Source organism: Pseudoalteromonas sp. S8-8 (genome assembly GCF_000497875.1).
Classification (GTDB): domain Bacteria; phylum Pseudomonadota; class Gammaproteobacteria; order Enterobacterales; family Alteromonadaceae; genus Pseudoalteromonas; species Pseudoalteromonas arctica.
Window position 1 is genome coordinate 1 of the sequence record NZ_AUTR01000072.1, and the last position, 21,365, is coordinate 21,365.

The 21,365-nt window shown below is 38.0% G+C and carries 24 protein-coding genes and 2 pseudogenes; 6 read left to right on the top strand and 20 right to left on the bottom strand.

From position 1 onward, the window contains the following. From L659_RS0121985 to L659_RS0122000, 4 genes are all read left to right on the top strand, one after another. Positions 1-1,493: gamma-glutamyltransferase family protein (locus tag L659_RS0121985; RefSeq protein ID WP_024591949.1), on the top strand; the 1,493-nt coding region annotated here is incomplete at its 5' end. Then, complete coding sequence (locus L659_RS0121990) at positions 1,481-2,305, top strand: sulfite exporter TauE/SafE family protein (protein WP_024591950.1); 825 nt, start codon at positions 1,481-1,483, stop codon at positions 2,303-2,305. The genes L659_RS0121985 and L659_RS0121990, both read left to right, overlap by 13 nt. Before the next feature lie 3 nt (positions 2,306-2,308). Beyond that, entirely contained in the window at positions 2,309-3,538 is a 1,230-nt protein-coding gene (locus L659_RS0121995; RefSeq protein WP_024591951.1) for a pyridoxal-phosphate-dependent aminotransferase family protein, read from the top strand. 13 nt (positions 3,539-3,551) lie between these two features. Then, the gene (locus L659_RS0122000; protein ID WP_024591952.1) at positions 3,552-4,835 is read left to right on the top strand and encodes an allantoate amidohydrolase; all 1,284 of its coding nucleotides are present in this window, start codon (positions 3,552-3,554) and stop codon (positions 4,833-4,835) included. Between the two features lie 138 nt (positions 4,836-4,973). Here L659_RS0122000 and L659_RS0122005 read toward each other — a convergent pair whose 3' ends face one another. The 17 genes and pseudogenes from L659_RS0122005 to L659_RS01000000123155 all read right to left on the bottom strand — a co-directional run bounded on the left by L659_RS0122005 (position 4,974) and on the right by L659_RS01000000123155 (position 16,378). Beyond that, positions 4,974-5,276, bottom strand: a complete 303-nt coding sequence (locus L659_RS0122005) for a hypothetical protein (RefSeq protein WP_024591953.1) — start codon at positions 5,274-5,276, stop codon at positions 4,974-4,976. 44 nt (positions 5,277-5,320) lie between these two features. Next, a complete protein-coding gene (locus tag L659_RS1000000123605) occupies positions 5,321-5,569 on the bottom strand; it encodes a DUF1272 domain-containing protein (RefSeq protein ID WP_081709180.1) in 249 nt (82 codons plus the stop codon). Next, entirely contained in the window at positions 5,563-5,925 is a 363-nt protein-coding gene (locus L659_RS0122015; protein ID WP_024591954.1) for a 2OG-Fe(II) oxygenase, read from the bottom strand. Before L659_RS0122015 ends, L659_RS1000000123605 begins: the two co-directional genes overlap by 7 nt. Before the next feature lie 303 nt (positions 5,926-6,228). Then, the gene (locus tag L659_RS0122020; RefSeq protein WP_024591955.1) at positions 6,229-7,416 is read right to left on the bottom strand and encodes a hypothetical protein; all 1,188 of its coding nucleotides are present in this window, start codon (positions 7,414-7,416) and stop codon (positions 6,229-6,231) included. 299 nt (positions 7,417-7,715) lie between these two features. Next, positions 7,716-9,254, bottom strand: a complete 1,539-nt coding sequence (locus tag L659_RS0122030; RefSeq protein ID WP_024591956.1) for a glucan biosynthesis protein — start codon at positions 9,252-9,254, stop codon at positions 7,716-7,718. 502 nt (positions 9,255-9,756) lie between these two features. Next, complete coding sequence (locus L659_RS1000000123745; RefSeq protein ID WP_007584346.1) at positions 9,757-10,053, bottom strand: YcxB family protein; 297 nt, start codon at positions 10,051-10,053, stop codon at positions 9,757-9,759. A gap of 493 nt (positions 10,054-10,546) precedes the next feature. Continuing rightward, positions 10,547-10,870 carry a hypothetical protein gene (locus tag L659_RS01000000123150; protein WP_024591958.1) on the bottom strand — a complete coding sequence of 108 codons (324 nt, stop codon included), beginning with the start codon at positions 10,868-10,870 and terminating at the stop codon, positions 10,547-10,549. A gap of 24 nt (positions 10,871-10,894) precedes the next feature. Beyond that, complete coding sequence (locus L659_RS0122045) at positions 10,895-11,182, bottom strand: hypothetical protein (protein WP_024591959.1); 288 nt, start codon at positions 11,180-11,182, stop codon at positions 10,895-10,897. Positions 11,183-11,281: 99 nt separating this feature from the next. Then, entirely contained in the window at positions 11,282-11,794 is a 513-nt protein-coding gene (locus L659_RS0122050) for a hypothetical protein (protein WP_024591960.1), read from the bottom strand. A 109-nt stretch (positions 11,795-11,903) separates the two neighbouring features. Continuing rightward, positions 11,904-12,251: a hypothetical protein gene (locus L659_RS0122055; RefSeq protein ID WP_024591961.1), complete on the bottom strand. Its 348-nt coding sequence runs from the start codon at positions 12,249-12,251 to the stop codon at positions 11,904-11,906. A gap of 217 nt (positions 12,252-12,468) precedes the next feature. Then, positions 12,469-12,930, bottom strand: coding sequence for a hypothetical protein (locus L659_RS0122060; protein WP_024591962.1), 462 nt, complete (start codon positions 12,928-12,930; stop codon positions 12,469-12,471). Between the two features lie 320 nt (positions 12,931-13,250). Then, a complete protein-coding gene (locus tag L659_RS0122065; protein ID WP_024591963.1) occupies positions 13,251-13,673 on the bottom strand; it encodes a hypothetical protein in 423 nt (140 codons plus the stop codon). Between the two features lie 78 nt (positions 13,674-13,751). Beyond that, positions 13,752-14,153: a hypothetical protein gene (locus L659_RS0122070; RefSeq protein ID WP_231388465.1), complete on the bottom strand. Its 402-nt coding sequence runs from the start codon at positions 14,151-14,153 to the stop codon at positions 13,752-13,754. A 63-nt stretch (positions 14,154-14,216) separates the two neighbouring features. Beyond that, positions 14,217-14,399, bottom strand: coding sequence for a hypothetical protein (locus tag L659_RS0122075; RefSeq protein WP_024591965.1), 183 nt, complete (start codon positions 14,397-14,399; stop codon positions 14,217-14,219). A 120-nt stretch (positions 14,400-14,519) separates the two neighbouring features. After that, positions 14,520-14,771: a hypothetical protein gene (locus L659_RS0122080; RefSeq protein ID WP_024591966.1), complete on the bottom strand. Its 252-nt coding sequence runs from the start codon at positions 14,769-14,771 to the stop codon at positions 14,520-14,522. Between the two features lie 507 nt (positions 14,772-15,278). Then, positions 15,279-15,530 carry a Rho-binding antiterminator gene (locus tag L659_RS0122090; protein ID WP_024591967.1) on the bottom strand — a complete coding sequence of 84 codons (252 nt, stop codon included), beginning with the start codon at positions 15,528-15,530 and terminating at the stop codon, positions 15,279-15,281. A 10-nt stretch (positions 15,531-15,540) separates the two neighbouring features. Then, positions 15,541-16,378, bottom strand: a pseudogene (locus tag L659_RS01000000123155) (DUF417 family protein). 285 nt (positions 16,379-16,663) lie between these two features. Here L659_RS01000000123155 and L659_RS0122100 point away from each other — a divergent pair. Further along, positions 16,664-18,130: a DASS family sodium-coupled anion symporter gene (locus tag L659_RS0122100; RefSeq protein ID WP_024591968.1), complete on the top strand. Its 1,467-nt coding sequence runs from the start codon at positions 16,664-16,666 to the stop codon at positions 18,128-18,130. A 350-nt stretch (positions 18,131-18,480) separates the two neighbouring features. Then, positions 18,481-18,825 carry a GNAT family N-acetyltransferase gene (locus L659_RS0122110; RefSeq protein ID WP_024591969.1) on the top strand — a complete coding sequence of 115 codons (345 nt, stop codon included), beginning with the start codon at positions 18,481-18,483 and terminating at the stop codon, positions 18,823-18,825. A 2-nt stretch (positions 18,826-18,827) separates the two neighbouring features. On the opposite strand, the gene L659_RS0122115 is transcribed toward L659_RS0122110, so the two are convergent. From L659_RS0122115 to L659_RS1000000123845, 3 genes and pseudogenes are all read right to left on the bottom strand, one after another. Beyond that, on the bottom strand, positions 18,828-19,463 hold the full coding sequence (locus L659_RS0122115) for a trimeric intracellular cation channel family protein (RefSeq protein ID WP_024591970.1): 636 nt from the start codon (positions 19,461-19,463) through the stop codon (positions 18,828-18,830). Between the two features lie 764 nt (positions 19,464-20,227). Beyond that, entirely contained in the window at positions 20,228-20,824 is a 597-nt protein-coding gene (locus tag L659_RS0122125; protein ID WP_024591972.1) for an RDD family protein, read from the bottom strand. Positions 20,825-20,960: 136 nt separating this feature from the next. Continuing rightward, positions 20,961-21,365, bottom strand: a pseudogene (locus tag L659_RS1000000123845) (DUF5020 family protein); the annotation flags it as partial.

The following is a 21,365-nucleotide window of genomic DNA, read 5'->3' on the forward strand; positions in this document are numbered from 1 at the left end:
CCGCCGCTATTAGCGTTGTATATCCACATATGAACTCAATTGGTGGCGATAGCTTTTGGCTTATCGATAACCCAAACCAAAAAACGCCCATCGCTATTGACGCCTGCGGCCGAGCTGCAAGTAATACAAGTGCTTATAACACGCTCACGCAAATACCAGAGCGCGGCGGATTAAGCGCACTAACTCAAGCGGGTACAATACGCGGTTGGCAAAAAGCGCTTGAACTAGATGAGCACGCAGCACTACCACTGTTAAACATTTTAGCACCCGCTATTGAGCTTGCGCGCGAGGGCTTTACAGTTACAAAAAGCTTGCAAGCAGGCTGTGAAAAGCTAGCCGCTGCGAACAATACCAATGACGCGTTTAAAAACCTTTACATACCCAATGGCAAGCCCTTACAAGCAGGCCAGCATTTTAAAAACCCTAAACTTGCAGCAACGTTTGAGTACCTAGCAAAGCATGGTTTAAACGCATTTTATGAAGGCGCACTTGCCAACTCATTTTCCGCCGACTTAGCAAAAGCAGGCAGCTCAATTACCGCAGATGACATTACAAATACTAAAGCCGAGGTAGTTACTGCGCTAAATGCAAACCTCAGTGGTATTAATTGCTACAACTTACCTGCGCCAACACAGGGCGTGCATTCACTACAAATAATTGGTGCCGTAAATAAGTTAAAGCATTTAGCTAAAACCGATGCCGACTGGACACACTTAATTGTTGAAGCAACTAAACAAAGCTTTACGCATCGCCCTACCCTTTGGGCTGACCCTGAAGTATTAGGAGACGATTATAAAAACGCACTAACCGATGATCGCTTAAGCGAACTTGCTAACAATATTGATATGAGTAAAGCCAAAAAATGGCCATTTAACGCAGAACCTGGTGATACTGTATGGATGGCAGCCAGAGATAAAAACGGCCAATTAGTCAGCTTTATTCAAAGTATTTATTGGGAATTTGGCAGCGGAATATTAATGAGCGAAGGCGGCTTTGTGTGGAATAACCGAGGTTTAAGCTTTAGTTTAAACAATGAAGATATTGATGCGAGTAACAATATTAACGCCCTTGCGCCAAATAAAAAGCCGGCTCATACACTTAACCCAGCAATGGCAAAGTTTAGCGATGGTCGTCGACTTGCTTACGGAACAATGGGCGGTGAAGGGCAACCACAAACCCAAGCCGCTGTTTTTGCAGGCTACGCATGGCGAAATAAATCAATAAAACAAGCAATTAGCGACCCTCGTTGGTTACTTGGACGTACATGGGGCGATACAAGTACAAATTTAAAAATTGAAAAAGAGTTAGTTTTTCATATAGAACATGAATTAAATCAACGTGACCACGATTGGGTAAGCGTTGATAATAATAACGAAATGATGGGGCACGCTGGGGCTATTTTAGATACACCTACAAGCCTTGAAGCTGCAACAGATCCTCGTTCAGATGGACGTGCAACAGTAACTACAGCAGGAACACAATGTCAGAAATAATAAACCAATGGCCAATAGTTACGGCCTTAATTGCAACCGGTATTTTTGCCGGAATTTTAGCAGGACTTTTTGGTGTAGGCGGCGGTATTGTTATCGTACCTGTGCTGTATTTTTTACTGCAAGGTTTTGGCGTAAGCCCAGAGTCGGCAATGATGATAGCCACTGCCACATCACTTGCAACCATAGTACCTACTTCGCTTTCATCTATTCGCTCGCATCATAGCAAAGGAAATATTGACCTTGCGCTAATAAAATACTGGGCACCGTTTATATTAGTTATGGCGGTAGTCGGTAGTATTATTGCTCATACCGTTCGCGGTAACGCATTAGTGCTCATGTTTGCCTGCATTGCTATTTTAGTCAGTTTAAACATGTTATTTAGAGCCGGCGCACCTGCGCTTGTAAAACAACTGCCAGGTAAATTTGGTCAAGGCGTTATGGCAAGTATTGTAGGTGGTTTGTCGGTAATGATTGGCATAGGCGGCGGTACTATTGGCGTACCTATGCTAAACGCATTTAATGTACGCGCCCATGTTGCAGTAGGAACTGCGGCCGTTTTTGGTTTATTGATTGCGCTACCAGGTGTTATTACCTTATTAAGTATTGGCACAACGCCAACCGATGCTCCCCTAGGTACGTGGGGGTTAGTTAACCTCCCTGCCTTTTTTCTTATTATTCCGCTGACTATTTTATTTGCGCCTATTGGCGTAAAAATTGGTAGCAAGCTGGATCAAAAACAACTAAAACGCGCTTTTGCCGTTGTCTTAATGATAACCGGCATTCGCATGCTCATTCAGACTCTGGGAGCCTAAAATATGTTTAATAACACGCAAGTTCAAACCTTAAACCCACCACAGCGTTTATTAATGGGACCAGGTCCAATTAATGCAGATCCTCGTGTTTTACGTGCTATGTCGGCGCAACTTATAGGCCAATACGACCCAGTAATGACCGGTTTTATGAACGAAACCATGGCACGTTACCGCGAAATTTTTAAAACTAAAAACGAATGGACCATGCTAATAGATGGCACATCGCGCGCGGGTATTGAAGCCGTATTATGCTCAATTTTACGCCCAGGCGATAAAGTACTAGTGCCAATTATGGGGCGCTTTGGCCACCTACTTGCTGAAATAGCAGAACGCGTTGGCGCAAAGGTGCACACAATAGAAGTACCGTGGGGCGAAGTGTTTACGCCAGAACAAATCGAAAAAGCCATTGTTGATGTAAAACCCCATGTACTTGCTATGGTACAAGGCGATACATCCACCACCATGAACCAACCTCTTGAGCATATTGGCGATATTTGCCAAAAGCACGATGTACTATTTTACTGCGATGCCACCGCCTCTATTGTGGGCAACGAACTTCCTGCCGATGAATGGAAACTCGATGCACTTTCTGTTGGCCTGCAAAAATGTTTAGGCGGTCCTTCTGGGTCTGCGCCATTAACACTAAGCGACAAATGCGCCGAGTGGATCCAAAAACGTAAAAAGGTAGAAGCAGGTATTCGCACAGCCGATCATATCGACGGCACAGAGCCCTTTGTGCGCTCTAACTATTTTGATTTAGGTATGATCATGAATTACTGGGGAGAGGAGCGCCTCAACCATCATACCGAAGCCACCAGCATGCTGTATTGCGCCTCAGAATGCGCCCGCATAGTCATTGAAGAAGGCGTGGATAACTGCGTAGCGCGCCACAAATTACATGGCGATGCCATGCTAACAGGCATTCAAGCGCTCGGCTTAAATGTATTTGGCGATTTAACACATAAAATGAACAATGTACTGGGTGTTTATATACCCGAGGGCATTAATGCCGATCACGTACGCGGACAAATGCTAACCGATTTTGGAATAGAAATTGGCACTTCGTTTGGGCCACTGCATGGCAAAATTTGGCGTATTGGCACTATGGGCTACAACGCCCGAAAAGATACCGTATTACAAACACTTGCAAGCTTAGACGCTTGCTTGCATGCCAACGGTTACAAAGGCTCTAAAGGCGAAGCCGCCATTGCAGCCCTTGCTCACTATAAATAAACAAGGATTTAGCATGACGATTGTAAGCCCACAACACAGCCCTTTATTAGATAAAGAACTTGCTGATGAATATGCAACACGCGCTTTATCTCGCTGTAAAACTCTCAGCGCACTATCGCAAATGCAAGGCGGTATTCACCGCGTGTACTTATCAAAAGAGCACAAAGAGTGTAACGCTGTTACCGCATCGTGGATGGTTGAGGCGGGCATGCAATCGTGGCAAGACGAAGTGGGCAACCTTTGGGGGCGGCTTAAATCATCAAACCCCCATGCTAAACGTTTAATTATAGGATCGCACCTCGACACAGTTCCAAACGCAGGTGCGTTTGATGGTATTTTAGGTGTACTGCTGGGGATAGAAATTGCAGCGCTTGCACATAAGTTAAAGCTCGACCTGCCCTTTCATTTAGATGTAGTGGGCTTTTGCGATGAAGAAGGCACGCGCTTTGCCACAACTTTAATTGGCTCAAAAGCCCTCGCCAACGAATTTGACCCACAGTGGCTAAACATTGAAGACACAAACGGCATAACTATGCGCCAAGCCATGCTCGACTTTGGCCTAAACCCTAACGACTACGCAAAGGCCGCACTAAACAAAAACGAATTACTAGCTTACTGGGAAACTCATATTGAACAAGGCCCTGTACTCGAATCGGTTAATCAGGCGCTCGGAGTAGTAACGGCTATAGCAGGTGCTAAACGCGCCATGCTTACCCTAACAGGGCAAAGTGGTCATGCGGGTACAACGCCAATGAACTTGAGGCAGGATTCACTAGCAGGCTGCGCCGAACTTACTATTGCCATAGAGCAGCTAGCAAAAAACGCGAGTAATGGCGAAGTTGCCACCGTAGGGCAAATACAATCTCGCCCCGGTGCTACAAACGTGATTGCAGGTAAAACAACCATAAGCCTAGATGCACGTGCACAAAGCGACACCGATCTCGCTAACTTACTAAGCGCCATACAAAGCAGCGCTCAATCTATAGCAAGCAAACGCAATTTAACGCTTGATTGGCAATGGACTCATGCCGCCGATGCCGTTGCGTGTGATACTCAAATTCAGCATTTGTTTTCAAGCGCATGTAAACTCAATAACCAAGCATCGCCTTCACTTGCTTCAGGCGCTGGGCACGATGCAATGGCAATCGCTCCAATTTGCCCCGTTGGCATGTTATTTATACGCAGCCCTGGCGGTATAAGCCACCACCCTGCAGAAGCCGTTATTAATGAGGATGTTCCTAAAGCACTGAGCGTAATGTACAGCGCGCTTTTGCTTTATGTAAAAGAGTTTGAATAGTTTTGAATAGTTTTGAATTAATAGAGTAAACCAAATAGATTAACTTGGTATATTTAGGGGCTTAAACCTCCTCAAAGTCATTTGGAGGTTGTTACTAATTGCAGGAAAACGCAGGAATACATGTTACTTAAAGCAGCTTTATCGAGCTACCCTTTGCTCTTTCAAGCTAAGGCGTTTATGTGAGCTATATACATGTTGAATATTCGTATCGTTAACTAAATATGCATCCATTTCAGTCGTAATTAGACCCGATAATGGCTTGATTTCAAGAACACCCAACTCACCTAAATTTGCAGATAGTAAAGTATTATTCCTAAAAGCGAACAAAGTTTTGTCAGTATCTCGTAAGTCACCATTTACATATAATTTAGCACCACTAAACCAAGCGTTAATTATTTTAACTTTGATTGACTTAACAGTAAATTCAAAGGATTTTCTCATCAGATCTCCATACCCAGAAAATGTAATTACTATACTTTATGTTCTTATGTGTTTTGCGCACAAACACTTTCGTTTAATACCCGCTTAGTCGATGCAGGGTAATTTTTTAGTGCAGCCAAAGGGCGAATTGGCCGCTGAACCAAATTACCTGAGCAGTTTGGGCACACGTTATTTAACAGCGTTTGAGCACAGCTAGAACAAAACGTGCATTCAAATGAACAAATAAAAGCCTCACTGGACTCTGCAGGTAGATTCTTATCACAACATTCACAATTAGGTCTTAAATCTAGCATTTAGAGCTCCCTTTTATCCACCCAATGCTGAGTAAATATCTATTACCTTTTATAACTTTTGATACCTGATGCTCACTTACATCAGGGCGGAATAGCTTAACCCGCTTTGTTTCAAATATCGGATTACTGCAAATAAACTCACCACCCAAATCTGCTTTTTTAAGCACTATATTCAATCTATAGTGTTTACCAGATGCAACTTTGTCTGTGTGTGGTGCTATTTCACTTCCTTGTGGAAATTTAAGCAAATATGTATCAAATTTAATTGGCCACGTAGCACCACAAATCAACATTTTATCGTAGCCTGACTTTTGCCTGCCTCGCTCCCAACAAAATAATTTACTCAAAAAAAACATACAATCCCTCAAAACAGCTAACAAACAGTAAGTTAACTCGTTTTTTTATTTTTATTGATAAACAAACCATAGCCGAGTTCATATTTTGGTTCAATCCTTTACTGTATTTTACGTGGGATATAAAAGGGCGTTTGAGTGACTTTATTGAGGAACTAAGGGCTTATCTTTCTTAATACATCGCGTTTTGCAGTTTTTCTACATTATGAACAAGACAATACAGTTGCCGCAGCGTAAAGAAACAGCTAAACAGGACAGCCATTCTAACTTAATGAAAAAACTTAGGCTGGCGTCACTGTTAATTCATCAAAAATTGAACATGTTTTCGAGAGCCGCCTCTAAAGACATGGGCATATGACGTTTATTCATAATTCGGTTGTTAAGCTCTTCTTTAAGTGATTTAACCGTAGTGCAATACTCTAAACGTTTAGCAATTTCATCACATTCATTATTTAGCGCCGCTAAATGGTTTACAAAATTATCTTTAATTTGCGCTTTACTACGACCATTAAACTTACGCCACACAATTGTATATTGGTCATTACTTTCTTTTTGTTGGCGATGCTGTTCATTTAGCTCGATTATTTTATTTTGCAGTAACGGTATTAAGTTTGCTTTGGTTTCTTCATCAAAATCGACATCGTCGTCAAAATGGCTTATGTAAAGCTGTAATAAAGTAAAACCGTCTTTCTCTTTTCGAGCTTGTACTAACTGTTGCATTAGTTCGTGTTTTTCTGCTTTTTTTGCAAGATCAGATTCTTTATCTGGATGCAACTTAGATGCTAAACGTTTATACATTTTGTTTAGTTGCGAGCCTTTAAATAACTTTTCTAATTTTGAGTTGTTTTTTTGTTGTTTAATTTCATCGCGATCAAATCGTTCGTGTTGGTCAAAAAAGTCATCCCAATCTTCATCTTGTTCATAGTGCATATTATCTGCACTAAACGCTTCATCATCTTTCTCCTCACCAAAACCTTGCTCGTCAAGGTGCTTATAAAGCAATGAAGGCTCAGCTGTTATTTCTCTCAGTTCGTCATCTGTTAATTCTAAACCGGGGAAATCTTGTTGTAACATCTTACGTAATATATTTAACTCTGAAGAAGGGATTGTACTAACCGTATCTTGGTTATATTTATTTAGGTAAGATTGAAAAATTTGAGACACTTCCTCAACATTCAATTCGCCAATGAATGGATGTTCTGACAAATAATCTAAATCTTCATTTATCCAATCCACAAGTTCATTACGCTGTTCAATAGTTAAACTTTTACGTTGGATAAACTTACTAAAATGAATAATTTGTTCTGCAATCATTTGAGCTTGGAGTTGCTCATGGTGCTCTACTTGTTCTTGAAATTGAGAAAACAGGGTCTGCTTTTTAATATCAAAGTTTGCGTTACGCTTAGTATGTTTTTCAATTCGCTGCCATAAACGCTCTAATTCAGAGGGCGTTCTAGTCGCAGCTTGTTGCTTTACATTTTTTAAAAATGTCATATTAAGTTCCACTAAAATTTGTATCCATTACTTTTTATGCACGTAATTTGTATGCTTTAATTATAAATTTAATTAAAGCATACATAAAGCCAAGCATTAAAAAAGTAACTAAACAATTATTTAATGCTTTAGGTCAATAAGGATAAAAAGCGCCTGAGTTCATTTAAGAACAATATGCTAAACAGTGACTTTAACTAATATTTACTCGTAACGCTCGATTAAGTAAATATTATGATGGCTATAATTACGAAGCAAATCAAAATATAGCCACCCGTTTTACTTTAATGCTTATTTAAAGCTTATTTAATAGTTACCTTTGCATCACTTACCCATGTTTCAGTTATAGCTTCATCATTTTTATCAACTAAATACGCGCGTATGTTCACCGGATTGTTGTTAGCTTGTTTGTAGTCAAACGCTAATCGCCATTGGTTTGTACCAACTACCGGATAAACTCCAATAGGTTCTAGTATTTCACCGTTGCTGGCTTCAACAATCGGCTTTATACCACTTTTGTTATCTAAGCCTTTAAATACTGGACCTTCAAAATCAATCACCATTTTGTTAACGCCTTCAGGAATAGGCTGGCCGGGGATCCCGCCTAAGCCTTGGCGAGTATTTACAACGCTTGCAAGGTTTTTTGATTTTGGATCGAGTGGACGCCATTCAATATCATAAGAAAAGGTAAACTCGTCGCCTTTGCGCGCCTCTTTTTCGGGCACCCAGTAGGCAACAATATTGTCGAACGTTTCATCTTTTGTAGGAATTTCGATTAACTGTACTGCGCCTTTGCCCCAATCGTCAGTAGGTTTAATCCACGCTGATGAACGCTTATTGTAAAATACGCCGTCGTCTTGGTAGTTATTAAAGTCACGATCTCTTTGGATTAAACCAAACCCTTTTGGGTTCTCATCAATAAAGCTATTGGTCGACACCGACTGAGGATTATTTAATGGGCGCCAAACGTATTGACCCGATCCTGTGTGAATAGCTAAGCCATCGCTATCGTGAATTTCAGGGCGCCAATCTTTAGCTTCTGTTTTATCTTTTTGTGAGTACCAATACATACTGGTTAGCGGTGCTACACCTAAGCGTTCAACATCGGCGCGCATATACAAATTTGCCGTTACAGAGGTAATATGGCCTTTAGCTTCTTTGTTATCTTTGCTTAAACCAAATCGATAAGCACCAGTGATAGAAGGCCCTTCAAGCAATGCCCAAACAGACACACTTTCACCTTTTTTCTCTGCGGGGCCAATCCAAAATGCAGAAAAGCGCGGAAATTCTTCTGGCTGATTCATACCCGTATTAATTGCAATACCTCGGGCTGACAGTCCATATTGCCCCTCTGGCCCGTCGGTACGAAAATAAGACGCACCTAAAAAAGATATCCAATCTGGTTTCATATCTGGGCGCATTATTCTAAAGCCTGCAAATCCAAACCCCTCTGGGAGATCGTGAGCTGGGCTGTCATCAGGCATATCAAAAACGTCATTACTAAAAGGTACATTTTGAACCTGATTTTTATCATCTCGGATGTAAATACTTACAGGCTCTGGAAAATATCGGCCAGGGTAAAATAATTGTACGGGCGCCTTTTTTCCACTTGGGTATAAGGTTTCATCTTCTTTAAAGCGTATTTTCCAATGTTCGTCATACGTAATTTTATCGATTAACTCCGGCGCTGGCACCTTAGTTGGCGTATAGGGCTTTTCGGCTGAGGCTTTTGCCAGCGCTTTTAAGTCTTCGAATGAAAACTCCGTTTGATCTACTGCTTCTGTCGCGTAAGACGACATCGAAGTGCTAAAAATAATTGCGATAAATAACTTTAATTTCATAAAAAGAATGTCCAATAAATTGAGTCAAATAAAAATGGGAACGCTGCACGAACGTATGTTTAACTTAAAGTTCTGTATGGATATTACGTGACGTAATATGAACTAGCGTTTACTAAGGTATTGTTATTTGACTACAGGACCTCCCATAATTAATTTGTTTTTACGGGAATTAATTTTAAGGGCGATTGCGCGCGTTTAATGATATCGCTGAAGTGAAAATAAACGGAAATAGCGCAGTTTATTGGACGAAGCCGTCAAGAGGTATGGATATATTTAGGTTTTAGTTGCCCACTATTCCAAGGCAAATATTTGTAGAGTGGCTGGTTTTTCTATTCGTTGTAGTTACATAGTTGATTTGGGCTAAAGCGTATTATAAGCAGTAATAAGTGAAGGATAAGCCTATATAGAACTGTGGTATTTAAATTGATAAGGATTACATTTAAGTGTTGAAAAACAAAGAGGCTCACCACTTTTAAAATTTGCAATTAATAGCTAAATTTGACTAGTCGTCCACCTCAGGGCGTGTTGTTACGTGTTTGTTCATCGTAGCTAAAAGATCTTCTTTACATTTATCAGGTTTCAACGACTCAGGGTTGAAAATTATGGCAAGTACTTTATCAACATATACATAGATTGAACCATTAACTTCTTCGATATGCTCTACAACATCCCAGTCATAAAAGTTATAACCATATTGGTGGATTTCTTTTATACCATCAGCGCTTATTTCAAACTCTTTAGGACCAATCATTATTCCATTTTCATTTGGTGTAAAACATTGTGCAATTTTCACTTCCATAAATTTACTGAGAGCGACGTAAATAAAAAATAAAATGGATAATGTGAAAACAGAAAAGAACAACTTATTTTCTATTCCGCCAGACTGAAACTGAAAGAAGGACATAAAACTAAAAGTTAGCACCAACCAAAGACACACATTTTTAAGCATGGGTATCCATGTATAGGATTTCAACACCTTAGATGCTGTGTGAGCGTAAAAAGCGTCATAGTCGGCTTTAGATGTTTTAATTTTAAGATTCAAAAGATTCTCCATAATCTGAGATACGTATAATTAGCCTGTAGATTAACTCGTTTTTTATTTTTTATTGATAAACAAACCATAGCTGAGTTCCTATCAACTTAAAATCAATTTACCCATGCATTTATTGACCGTAATATTCCGCTTTTTATTTTAAAGAGAATCAGGCTTAATAAAGCCAAGTTGTTTACCATTCTATAATTGATAATTTCCGTAACGGTTAGAATAAGGTCACCCTAACTGCCCTTCATCATTAGTCATTTAAAACGCCTTTAACTGTATTATTTTTTAAGACGTTTTTAATGACCTTTTGCTCGCAATAAAGCCCGATAAAACCACCAACAGCAATTGAAGCCACAACCAAAAACCAATATAAAGGGCTGTTAGATGCCTGAATACCCGAAATATAAAGGTATAAGTTGAACGGGATAATAAAAAATAAGCTACCTAATACTTTAATGAATTCCCTAAAAAGCTCTGTATCAGACTTTGCTTTGTCGATATGAGAGTTAATAGTTTCATTTGATATCTCATTTAGCTCTGGGTATGTATTTTGTAACCAATTTAAATAATTCAATTATGCATCCTTGTATTTTTATATCTAGTGCTGCCTTAAATAGGCAAAATATATTTGTAAAAATAAGTATTGTGGCAGCAAAGCGAACTGCTTTTTGTTCTTGGTTAATTTATTGCTAACTTCATACTTAGCTTTACCTTGATTTGCACGTAAACCTGCAAAATAGGTTATCGCAGCTATAGGTAAGCAAATAAAACCGTATGCTTTAAAGCTTTCTAAAAAACCACTTTTCTCGCTTATAATGCCACCAAATAAAACCCCAAGAATGGTAGGCAATAAAATAGCTGCAGCTGCGTATATAAATTTTTTCATTCTTAAATCCTTTTATGATTAGTAATTTTGTTTGTAATGATGTCCACCAAGAGCAAAATGTATTTTTATCTTATTTTAATTATTCTTATTGGCTACTGGTTAAATAGCCTTCCGCATTTTATTTAATAACTCGTAGCATGCTTTATACAACAGTATTTCCATGTCTTCGTTATGATACAAAGGACCCCAACGAAAAAAACCTCTTAAGCCAAATTTTTTAGCAATAAATTGACGCCACGTAACAGATTTAGAAACGCTGAACGTTTTAATCGTCTTGTTGTGTTTAATGTTATACAAGCGCGACACTAATTTAACTTTTGGTCGCCAAAATAGCGGAATAACAGCTGTATCAAAATCTATAGTGAATGCATCACCACCATGCAAAGTAACTATAACAACATCTAAACCAATATCTGATTTTTTAGGCTCTTTAATAGACGAAATACTGTGAAGACAAAAAATATCTTCAAGCTTCTTGTGCATATGATCTTGTAGGGAATCGCCCGTTATATAAAAAAACGACTCTATTTTAGAAAAATGGCTGTTATTAGCCACAGCTAACGACCCTAAATAAACATTGGGTTTTTCAGAGCTAAACCAATCGAATAGCAAATTCAAATTCCTTTTTTACTTATGCCCAATAAATAGGCCGTAAGGTTGTTATCTAAGGTTAGGGTGAAAAAGCAAAAACCAGCTGTTTTTGCTCTGCTTTACGATTTGTTTATTTACGCTCAACTATTTTACGACGTAATTGAATACCAAGTAATGTCCCTAATAAAACAGCAATAACATGCAGCAAAGCCGAAACCAAATATACTAAAGCCTCCATTGATATCTCTAACAAAATGTATAGTAAGGCACCGACACTTAGATTAATAAACCAATAAACCGCCGAAACTAAAAAGGCTTGTTTATAGGGACCCACTGTTTGCTTATAGCCTAAGTAACAATACACGATTAAAGGGGTTACAAATCCGAGGACGTAATAAGTAAAAGCTAATGAGGTACTTTGAGTCATCTCATCAAAGCCAACAATCTTTGTTGCTATTGTTGATAAAGCAACTAGCAATAAATACAACCCTACTGAAAAGAGTATAATCCTAGAGTATTTCACGATAATCCTTTAGTAATACAACGAGGCTGTAGAATAGCTCTAACAGCCAGATTTAATTAAAAGAAGTAATTCTAAAATCTCAACGCCTCAATTTAACGGCGACAAATAGCTAGTTAAAATAAGCTAGGTACGAACAAAAAAGCTAACTATTAGAAGTCCATTTAAGCAACTATTAGAGTTCAGTAGCTTGTATATATTTACAGCATTCTCTTAACAAGGTCTCTGCGGCCTCTTTGTTAGATGGATCGTGTTTACTCGAACCAAGTTCAACACCCATTGCCGTATAAACACTGCTATTTAATTGTAAATATTTAGTTTGATTAGGTGCAATTATTAGCTGTTTTGTATTACTCCACACTCCTGTGAGTGGGCTCCAGCTAATTTTTAAATCATAATTACCCGCCGGTAATTTTATGTAAGAGAAAGTATTGTTGGGTAGTGCTACAATTTTTTTATCATTTATACTTACACGCATATCTGATGCTGCTGGTGGGGTAAGCAACCTATGGAATACTAAAACACTTAGCTCTTCATTTGGTTGAGGTAGCTGTACCTGGTCAAAAGTTAAAGCATCTCTTGGGGCTGAAGCACAACCACTTAAAAATAATAGTAAGAAAAAATATATATAACGCATAAACACCTATCAGATTTGAATTATAACGAGCCTGTAGATTAACTCGTTTTTTATTTGTTTTTATTGATAAACAAACCATAGCTGAGTTCCTATTTTGGTTCAATCTTTTACTGTATTTCACGTGGAGTATAAAAAGAGTTAGCTGTTGTTTTAATTGGCGTTTTGGAAGCTATTACGGAAAAGTTTAGTGTGGTTTGGCTTTTTACTCTTTCTTTCATTGTAGTTCAGCTTTTTGCGTGACGCACCGTCACAAATAAAACCTAACCAACTGATATAAAATATTATTTATGTAAAGTTAGAATGAATTTCATCCTAACTCTTTAGCTTTTATTTAACTCTATTTTTGAAACGAAAAATACAATACCAGCAACAAGACCTACTATAGAAAATAAAAACAATTGTAAAAAGCTATATCCATAACCTATTAACGTAATTGAACCATTTTCGACCAATACCTTACCATTAATAATTGAGCTATCTAAACCTGAAGGGAAAACAAAAAAGAAAGAAACTAAGCAAGTAGATATAACTGAAGATTTGAGCACTGTATTTAGCGAATAATCACAACTTTTAGTGATAAATTTATAAATGGGAAATGCTGTTACTGGAACCAAAATTAGAACAACTATTAACGTACAAATAAATATACCAAAAGGAATAATAGTAAATTTCATTTCAATTGCCATTGGCGCTAAAAATGCAACAACTAAAGAGGCTAAAATAAAGCTAAATATTGTTCTCAACTCGAAACCTTCTTAGAAAGCTAACGCCTGCAATAACCGATTTGTGGCGCTCTTGTACTAATCCGGTTAATGGTTTTGTTATATAGCGTCACCGTCAAGTCCAAATTTTTTCCTGTTTAAAACTAGCGCTGCCAGCACAGTTACTCCTAGCACTGTACCAACAGGGAACATGAAGAGTAACAATGTTGAATATATTATTAGTGCCCAAAAAAGCCACTCAGTTCGATAGTTTAAGCCCACAACGGAAAATGTTAAAAAGCAAAGCGCAACTAAAAATAAGATGAACCCTGTTACTGTAGACAAAGCTGTTGATGACATTTCTTCTTGTGGTATTTTAGGTTCATTATTTCCAAACAGCGTTATCTCTTGAAATGAAGAGGACATAATTAAATACGAATCAACAATTCCCCAAAGTGGTGCCCAGAAAAGCAATAATCCCAAAACTGCGACGTATTTCCCTATAGTTTCCTTGTTCATCATCTCTTCTCACGTAGTGACATAACGCTTCATTAAGAAGCGAGTTTAGACTTGTTATATGTTTATTTACTCAACTATTTCTTTACCGAACTTATCCATTTTGCAATCACATTTTGGGCAAGTCCAGCCACCCCACATTAATTGCTGAATATTTTCGGGTATACGTAAAGCTGGCATTTTCTCATCGCACTTTGGACAGTAAACCTTATCTAAATTGATAGCCATTTTTGAACGTTCTGAATTCGACATGAACAACTTCCTTATTAAATTAAACTCTAAACTTGAAAAATATAACGCCCCAAGCAGGGGATTTTGTGAGCGCTTTTCAGCGAGTAAAATTCCCGCTGGCTTGGCTTGCTATATGCCATATTAATCACCGCCAGCTGTATAATCATGTGATGACCTAATATTTGGACCTTTACTCTTAGTAAACGGATCATCTTGACTCCGATGAAAGATCCATAAAGCTAGCGCCCCTACAAATGGTATGAGCCATACAATAAATATTTGCGCACCTTTTTGAAAGGTTTCCAAATCATCACGGCGCACCAAAAATATAGAAACAACTATATTGAGTAGCATCGCAATACCTACGACTAAGTACCAAATTTCAAATTCCATTTAAAAACTCCCTTGGCATATAACAACTTATCGAACACCACTTTGGGAGGTTATAACACTCCAAAACGGCGTATATTACAGTGTTCAATAATTCCACTAAACGACCTTAATGTAAACAAGTTATTAATAATGTTATAAAAATACCTTTGTTATTTTTCACCAAAACGGTGTTTAATAATGCTATTGGACAAAACAAAAATAGAGCTTTATTTATGTAGCTACCTTTACAACCATAAATAACATACGTACGAATACCAAACGCTACACAAAAGCTTATTGAGGCTTACTTATACAGGTTTAGCATTGTTATACGCTTTAATAGTTGGCGTTTAGCCTTATCTGGTGGAAAAACTCGATTATAAAACAGAGGTAAAAGTAATAGGAAAATTTTGGCTTTGTGCATTTAGCACATATGAGCTAAAGCATTGGCCAAATAAAGCGAGCCTTAACATATTAATGATACAGGCTCGCTGAGGTGCTTATGATTAAAACGAATGAGTGAGGTATTTACTTTACATCAAAGTTCACGTGGTCAAAGTATGGATTTCTCTCACGCGCTTTAAGTACACTAATTGTAGTGAGCACAATGAGTTGCAGCTCGCTATTTACGTTGACAACTATGCATTCGTCTCTATTAGCACTGCGTTTTGTGTCAGTTGCTACGCCACATACACCATCACCATTTTTTAATATAAGCTCAATGCTTAAATGGTGCATACAGGCAATTTCGATGTAGTCGTATTGGTTGCAACTGATCATGACGTCCTCTTTATTTAGCCGGTTTAAAAATCATTAAAAAAGCAATAACAACAAGGTTGGCTATATACCAAAGATCTTTAATTACAAACTGCCCTAGGCGCTCCAATAAAGTGGAAGAACTAAATGCACCGGTTGCGGTAATTAAGAATGTTTGGGTCATCATAAATACGCTTAAATACGCTTAAACACGCTAAGCCACTTACAATAATTAGCTTTTTATTCTTTAAAAATAGCCCTAAGCCCAATAACACAGCAAACCCGCCAATCACGTTAGATGTACCTTGTACGCTAAATACCGTGTATAACCACGACATAAACGGTGAGGTTTCTACTAAACTTACAATGCCTTTTGCTTCAAACTCGTAAAACTTCATGCCGCCGATCCACAGTAAAACCATAGCAACCGGTATAAAGTTTAAAAGTACGTGTTGTTTGTCGGTAAGTTTGTCTTTATAAAATAAAAACAAATATAAAGGCACTACAGCAAAGTATTTAATTATGCCCTGCCCGCTACCAATGATTGGAAAGCCGCCTAGTTGCGCCATCCAACGGTTGCTGGCAAATAAGGTAAGTAATGCAACTAAACTTATAATTGCTGCAAGTAAAAGTGCTGGCGTAGGTTTCATTAGTTTAAAACGAGCGAGCACGGTGGCAAACGCTAAAGCAATCATAAATGAGCCACTAATTAAACCTAACGCAGATACAGACATTAGCGAATCAACGCCGTAAAAACTAAACGTAGCCGTTAACGTATTAGGGTTTGCTCCTAACGCAAACGACAAGCCAAGTAACAAAAAGCTACTCGCTAATAAAAAAGTAATCACGTTGTTGGTTAGTTTTAAGTTCATTGTATTTCCAAGTATTCGTTAAGACTTACAAAGACCTTACTAGTCGATAAAACAATTCAAGCTAACTCTTAAAAATATAAGAGTTGATTAAGCACAACGTAAGCTCTCATAGGGTAATGTGATCAATCACTTTAGTTTATGATTTATTACCTCTTTATTAATAAAATCAAATAAGTCTAATATTCATATGATGTGCGTCATCTTTTTTATTATTAAATGAAGTAGAATAACGTCGCCTTTTCAATAAACAGAATGCATGTATTTCTAAAACTTAGGGACATTTTAATGAAAGGTACTGATATTCGAATTACCTCTGGACTGATTTCTATAGCCATTGTTTTATTACTTTGGTTTGCTGTACCGCCTCCGCAAGGTGTTACCGAAAACGCATGGCATTTGCTCGCTTTATTTATTGGTACTGTAGTTGCCATTATTGGTAAAGCAATGCCTATCGGCGCCATTGCTATTTTAGCTATAACCTCTGTTGCGTTAACTGGCGTAACTAATGACAGTCCATCTGGTGCTATTAAAGATGCATTAAGTGGTTTTTCTAACTCATTAATTTGGCTGATTGGTATTGCTATTATTATATCTCGGGGGTTAGCTAAAACCGGTTTGGGAAATCGTATTGGCTATAATTTTATTTCTTTTTTTGGTAAAAAAACTATTGGTATTGGCTATGCCCTCGCGCTGTCTGAACTTGTTATAGCGCCTGTGACGCCAAGTAATACCGCGCGAGGCGGCGCTATTATTCACCCAATTATGAAGTCGATAGCAACAAGCTTTGGCTCGTCTCCTGAGGAAGGCACATCTCGTAAAATTGGGCACTACCTTGCTTTAGTTAGCTACCATATAAACCCTATTACATCAGCTATGTTTATTACCGCCACGGCTCCTAACCCTCTAATTGTAAAGCTTATTGCAGATGCTACTGGTGCAAATATTAGTATTACTTGGGGTACGTGGGCGCTGGCAGCGCTTGTTCCTGGTTTGCTATGTATTGCCCTTGTGCCTTTGGTTGTTTATGCCATTTACCCACCTGAAGTGAAAAGTACACCCGATGCTAAAACCTACGCAGAATCTAAATTAACTGAAATGGGCCCAATGAGTTACGGCGAAAAAATAATGGTGGGTGTTTTTGCTATGCTGCTTGTTTTATGGGCCGGCGTACCTGCAATGATTTTAGGAGCTGAGTACGCGGTTAATACTACCGCAGTGGCTTTTTTAGGTTTGTCGGTTTTATTAGTGACTGGTGTATTAAGCTGGGACGATGTACTTAAAGAAAAGTCTGCGTGGGATACCGTTGTTTGGTTTTCAGCATTAGTAATGATGGCCACTTTTTTAAATAAACTAGGTTTGGTAACGTGGTTTTCAACACTTGTTGAGAGCAACATTGCGCAACTGGGTTTTGACTGGATTGTATCGGCCATTATATTGGTAGCTGTGTATTTTTATGCCCATTACTTTTTTGCCAGTACTACAGCACATATTACTGCTATGTTTGCCGCATTTTACGCCGCAGGTTTAGCGCTTGGCGCTCCGCCTTTATTTTTAGGTTTACTGTTAGCTGGCGCTTCATCACTCATGATGTCGTTAACGCATTACGCAACAGGCACATCTCCCATAGTGTTTGGCTCAGGCTATGTATCTTTAAAAGACTGGTGGGTAATGGGCCTTATAATGAGCGTTATTAATTTAAGTGTATGGGGAATTATTGGCGGGCTTTGGTGGAAAGCACTTGGGTATTGGTAGCATTGCCTTTGTTAGTTTGGCTTGCACATTTAATACTGCGCACTTATTTTGGTTCGTTCTACAATTATAAACATTGAGGCTGTTGCAAGGGAGCACTATGGTTTTTAAATTCATAAAGGCAGCATATTCAGACCGAGACTACTTATTAAGCCTCAGAAAACTAACTATGATTGAACACTTAGAAAGTGCCGGGTTATTTTTAATACCAATTCGCTTAATTAAGTGATCTATTTTGAGGCTGGAAAAACGTGTTGATAGCTAGGCAAAAAATTCGCTATTTAGTTGTTCTAAATGAGCATTTTTTAACGCAGGTAGCGACACGTTTAGCCCCGCAAAATGATTAAGTATTATTGCGGATTGGTATAACTGAGCAACAGCATGTTTTAAGGCTTGATGACCAATATGACTGCTCCCATCTTATAGTTATAAATGAGGTACCAATTGGTACTTTAAAATACCAAACGCACGCTCAATACGTTGAAATAATGCAATTACAAATACATCCACTGCATCAAAATAAAGGGTATGGGAAAGCGGTTATTGAACAAGTTATTACAAGTGCGCAGTCAAAACCGATTAAACTCACAGTGCTTAAAAACAACCCAGCATTAGAACTTTATAAGCGGCTGGGTTTTACTATAACGGATGAGAATAATTACGAGTACCACATGCAAACGCGGGCTACTCGTAGCTAAAATTAGTCGCTTTGATGTCTGAAGTCTTTTTTTCTGAAAATGGTTAAATGCCAACCCCAATGCAAAGAGCCTAATCTTAAAAAAATAGTCGTGAAAAATGACCCTAAAATACACCAAATGTAATCTACATTAAGGCTAAATAAAGCGGCATAAACTGCACCACCCGCTAAACACGCAGAGGCGTAAGGTTCGCTGCGCATCACAGTTGGCACCTCACGGCAAATTACGTCGCGTATTAAACCACCAAATATACCTGTAGTAATGCCCATGGTAATTGCGACCACCATGCCAGAGCCATTAATGAGTGCTTTTTCTATCCCCATAATATTAAATAACGCCATACCAACAGCGTCTACTAATAAAAAGTAGTAATTATTAACGCGCGGTAAATATCGAATAAATGCAATTGTTGCTATAACGGCCCCATAGGTTGAATATAAATACTCCGGGGTAGCAATCCAAAATACCGGTTTGTTTAAAAGTATATCTCTGAGGGTACCGCCCCCTAATGCTGTAACGGTTGCCACCACTACTACGCCAAAGCCACTAATGTTTTTTTCATACCCAAGCAATGCCCCTGCAACAGCAAAAAATGCGACACCGAGTAACCCTAGTACCATAAAGTATTCAGCAGTCATGGTAATTCCTTTTTAAAGTTTATTAGGAGTTGTATCAACTTACGTGCCAAAAAAGTGAGTAAACACAAATGAATTTATAATTTAAGTGATTGAAATTTATAAACTTATTATATGTATTAAAAAACATTAGCTATGTGATATTTAGAGAAGGCTTAACAAGAGTAATTATTTTAATTATGGGTAGTTTTTACACGTTAAAGCACAGAGAGGTTTTGTTACAGAGTTGCAGTCGAGCACTTTCAAATCTTAAGCAAAAATTAAATGAGCAATAAAGCTATTACCAATATCACAAAAATAATAGGCAATATTGTATGTTGCCAGTTTTGCTCTTTATTTTGATTATAGAGTGTTTGCATTGAGCTTTTATCATTGTTAGTAAAACTATGCTGGCACTGCTTACAGCTTTGGGCTTTTATGCTCACCCAGGTACCACATTTAATACATGCGTAACACCTTGACAGTTTATCAAACTCGTTTGTTTTTATAAACATTCTCATGTATCACCTCATTGATTTTCGCTGCGGTAAGAAAACCAATGAATAATATATATGTTGAATAACAAATTAAAGAAGCCGCTAGTGCTAAAATTAGCTGTGTGTTGTATTTCATAATCATCCTTAGTTACTAGTCAAAAAAAATCGGTAAGGTTTTTTTAATTATATTAACAATTTAGTGAAATACGCCATTTTGTAACTTTTGCTAATCAAACTTAAATCCGGGTCATTTTTTTTGCCTAGGCAAAGCTGCCATAATTAATATCCTGATTAATCTACATAACTCACTTCTGTTCCCGCTAAATGATCATGTAAACATCGTTTATCTTTTCCAAATATAAATAATGGATTAACAAAACCAGCTATAAACTGACCTACCGAAGGGACAAGTGATAATAGTTGCATAGAAAGCATGCGTTTAAAGTAAATTGTAGTAAAGCTTGCTTGTGTACCGTCTAAATTTTCAATACGGATAGACATTAAAGATTTACCAATTGTTTGTCCGCGTTGGTACATAAGGTAACCATGAAGCACTAACGTGCTTAATATGCCATAACCTAGCAAACCTGCAGATAAAGTAAGTGTTGGTTGGCTTAAATTATCAAACCCTACGAGCATGAATACAGGTATAAAACAAACAACACCTAAAACGCCATCAACAATAGCAGCCACTAGCCTATCTGAGCGCGTTGCTTTTTCTCCTGCTACTTTTGATACAATATTTTCAGATGGGCTCTGTGTTTCTCGCGTTTTAATTAAGTCGTCTATTTCTTTTGCTCGATCTGGGTAGGCTTCGCGATCTATAGCTCTCGCTGATGAGTAAAGCTCATCTAAAGTGTAGGTAGAAAAATCTATTTCAGAGTCCATGAAAAAATCCATATAGCGTTATTAAAAAGTAATCTAACACAACTAATTTAAGCTATTCAATTATTTAAGATTATCAAATAAAAAAGCTACTAAAAAGTAGCCTTTAATTATTAATTAAATACCATTCAATTTGCTGTTAAAAATGCCATTTAACTAGCAAGTTTGGATTATGTTCGGTTTGACCATCTACACCAAATTTATTTTTCCAATAAACATACTCAATACCAACATCAAGACGAGTGGTATCGAAGCCGAGCATAGGTGCAATATTGTATTTAATCTGTGAGGTAAAGTTAAAGCCGCCTTCACTTTTACCAAACATTGTGTCGGTGCTATCTACAATATCTAAAAAGCCATCGTATCTAAAGTTACCTTTGTTATAGCCCCACGTGACTGTTATTTGGTTATTATCTTCACGTTGAATGCCTATATCATCTTGAAAACGACGATAATAAGCCACATTAAAATATTGAAAGCCAGGTACATCAAGTGATACACCGCCCCCTAATAAATAGTTATTTTGATTCGTATCTCCCGAGCC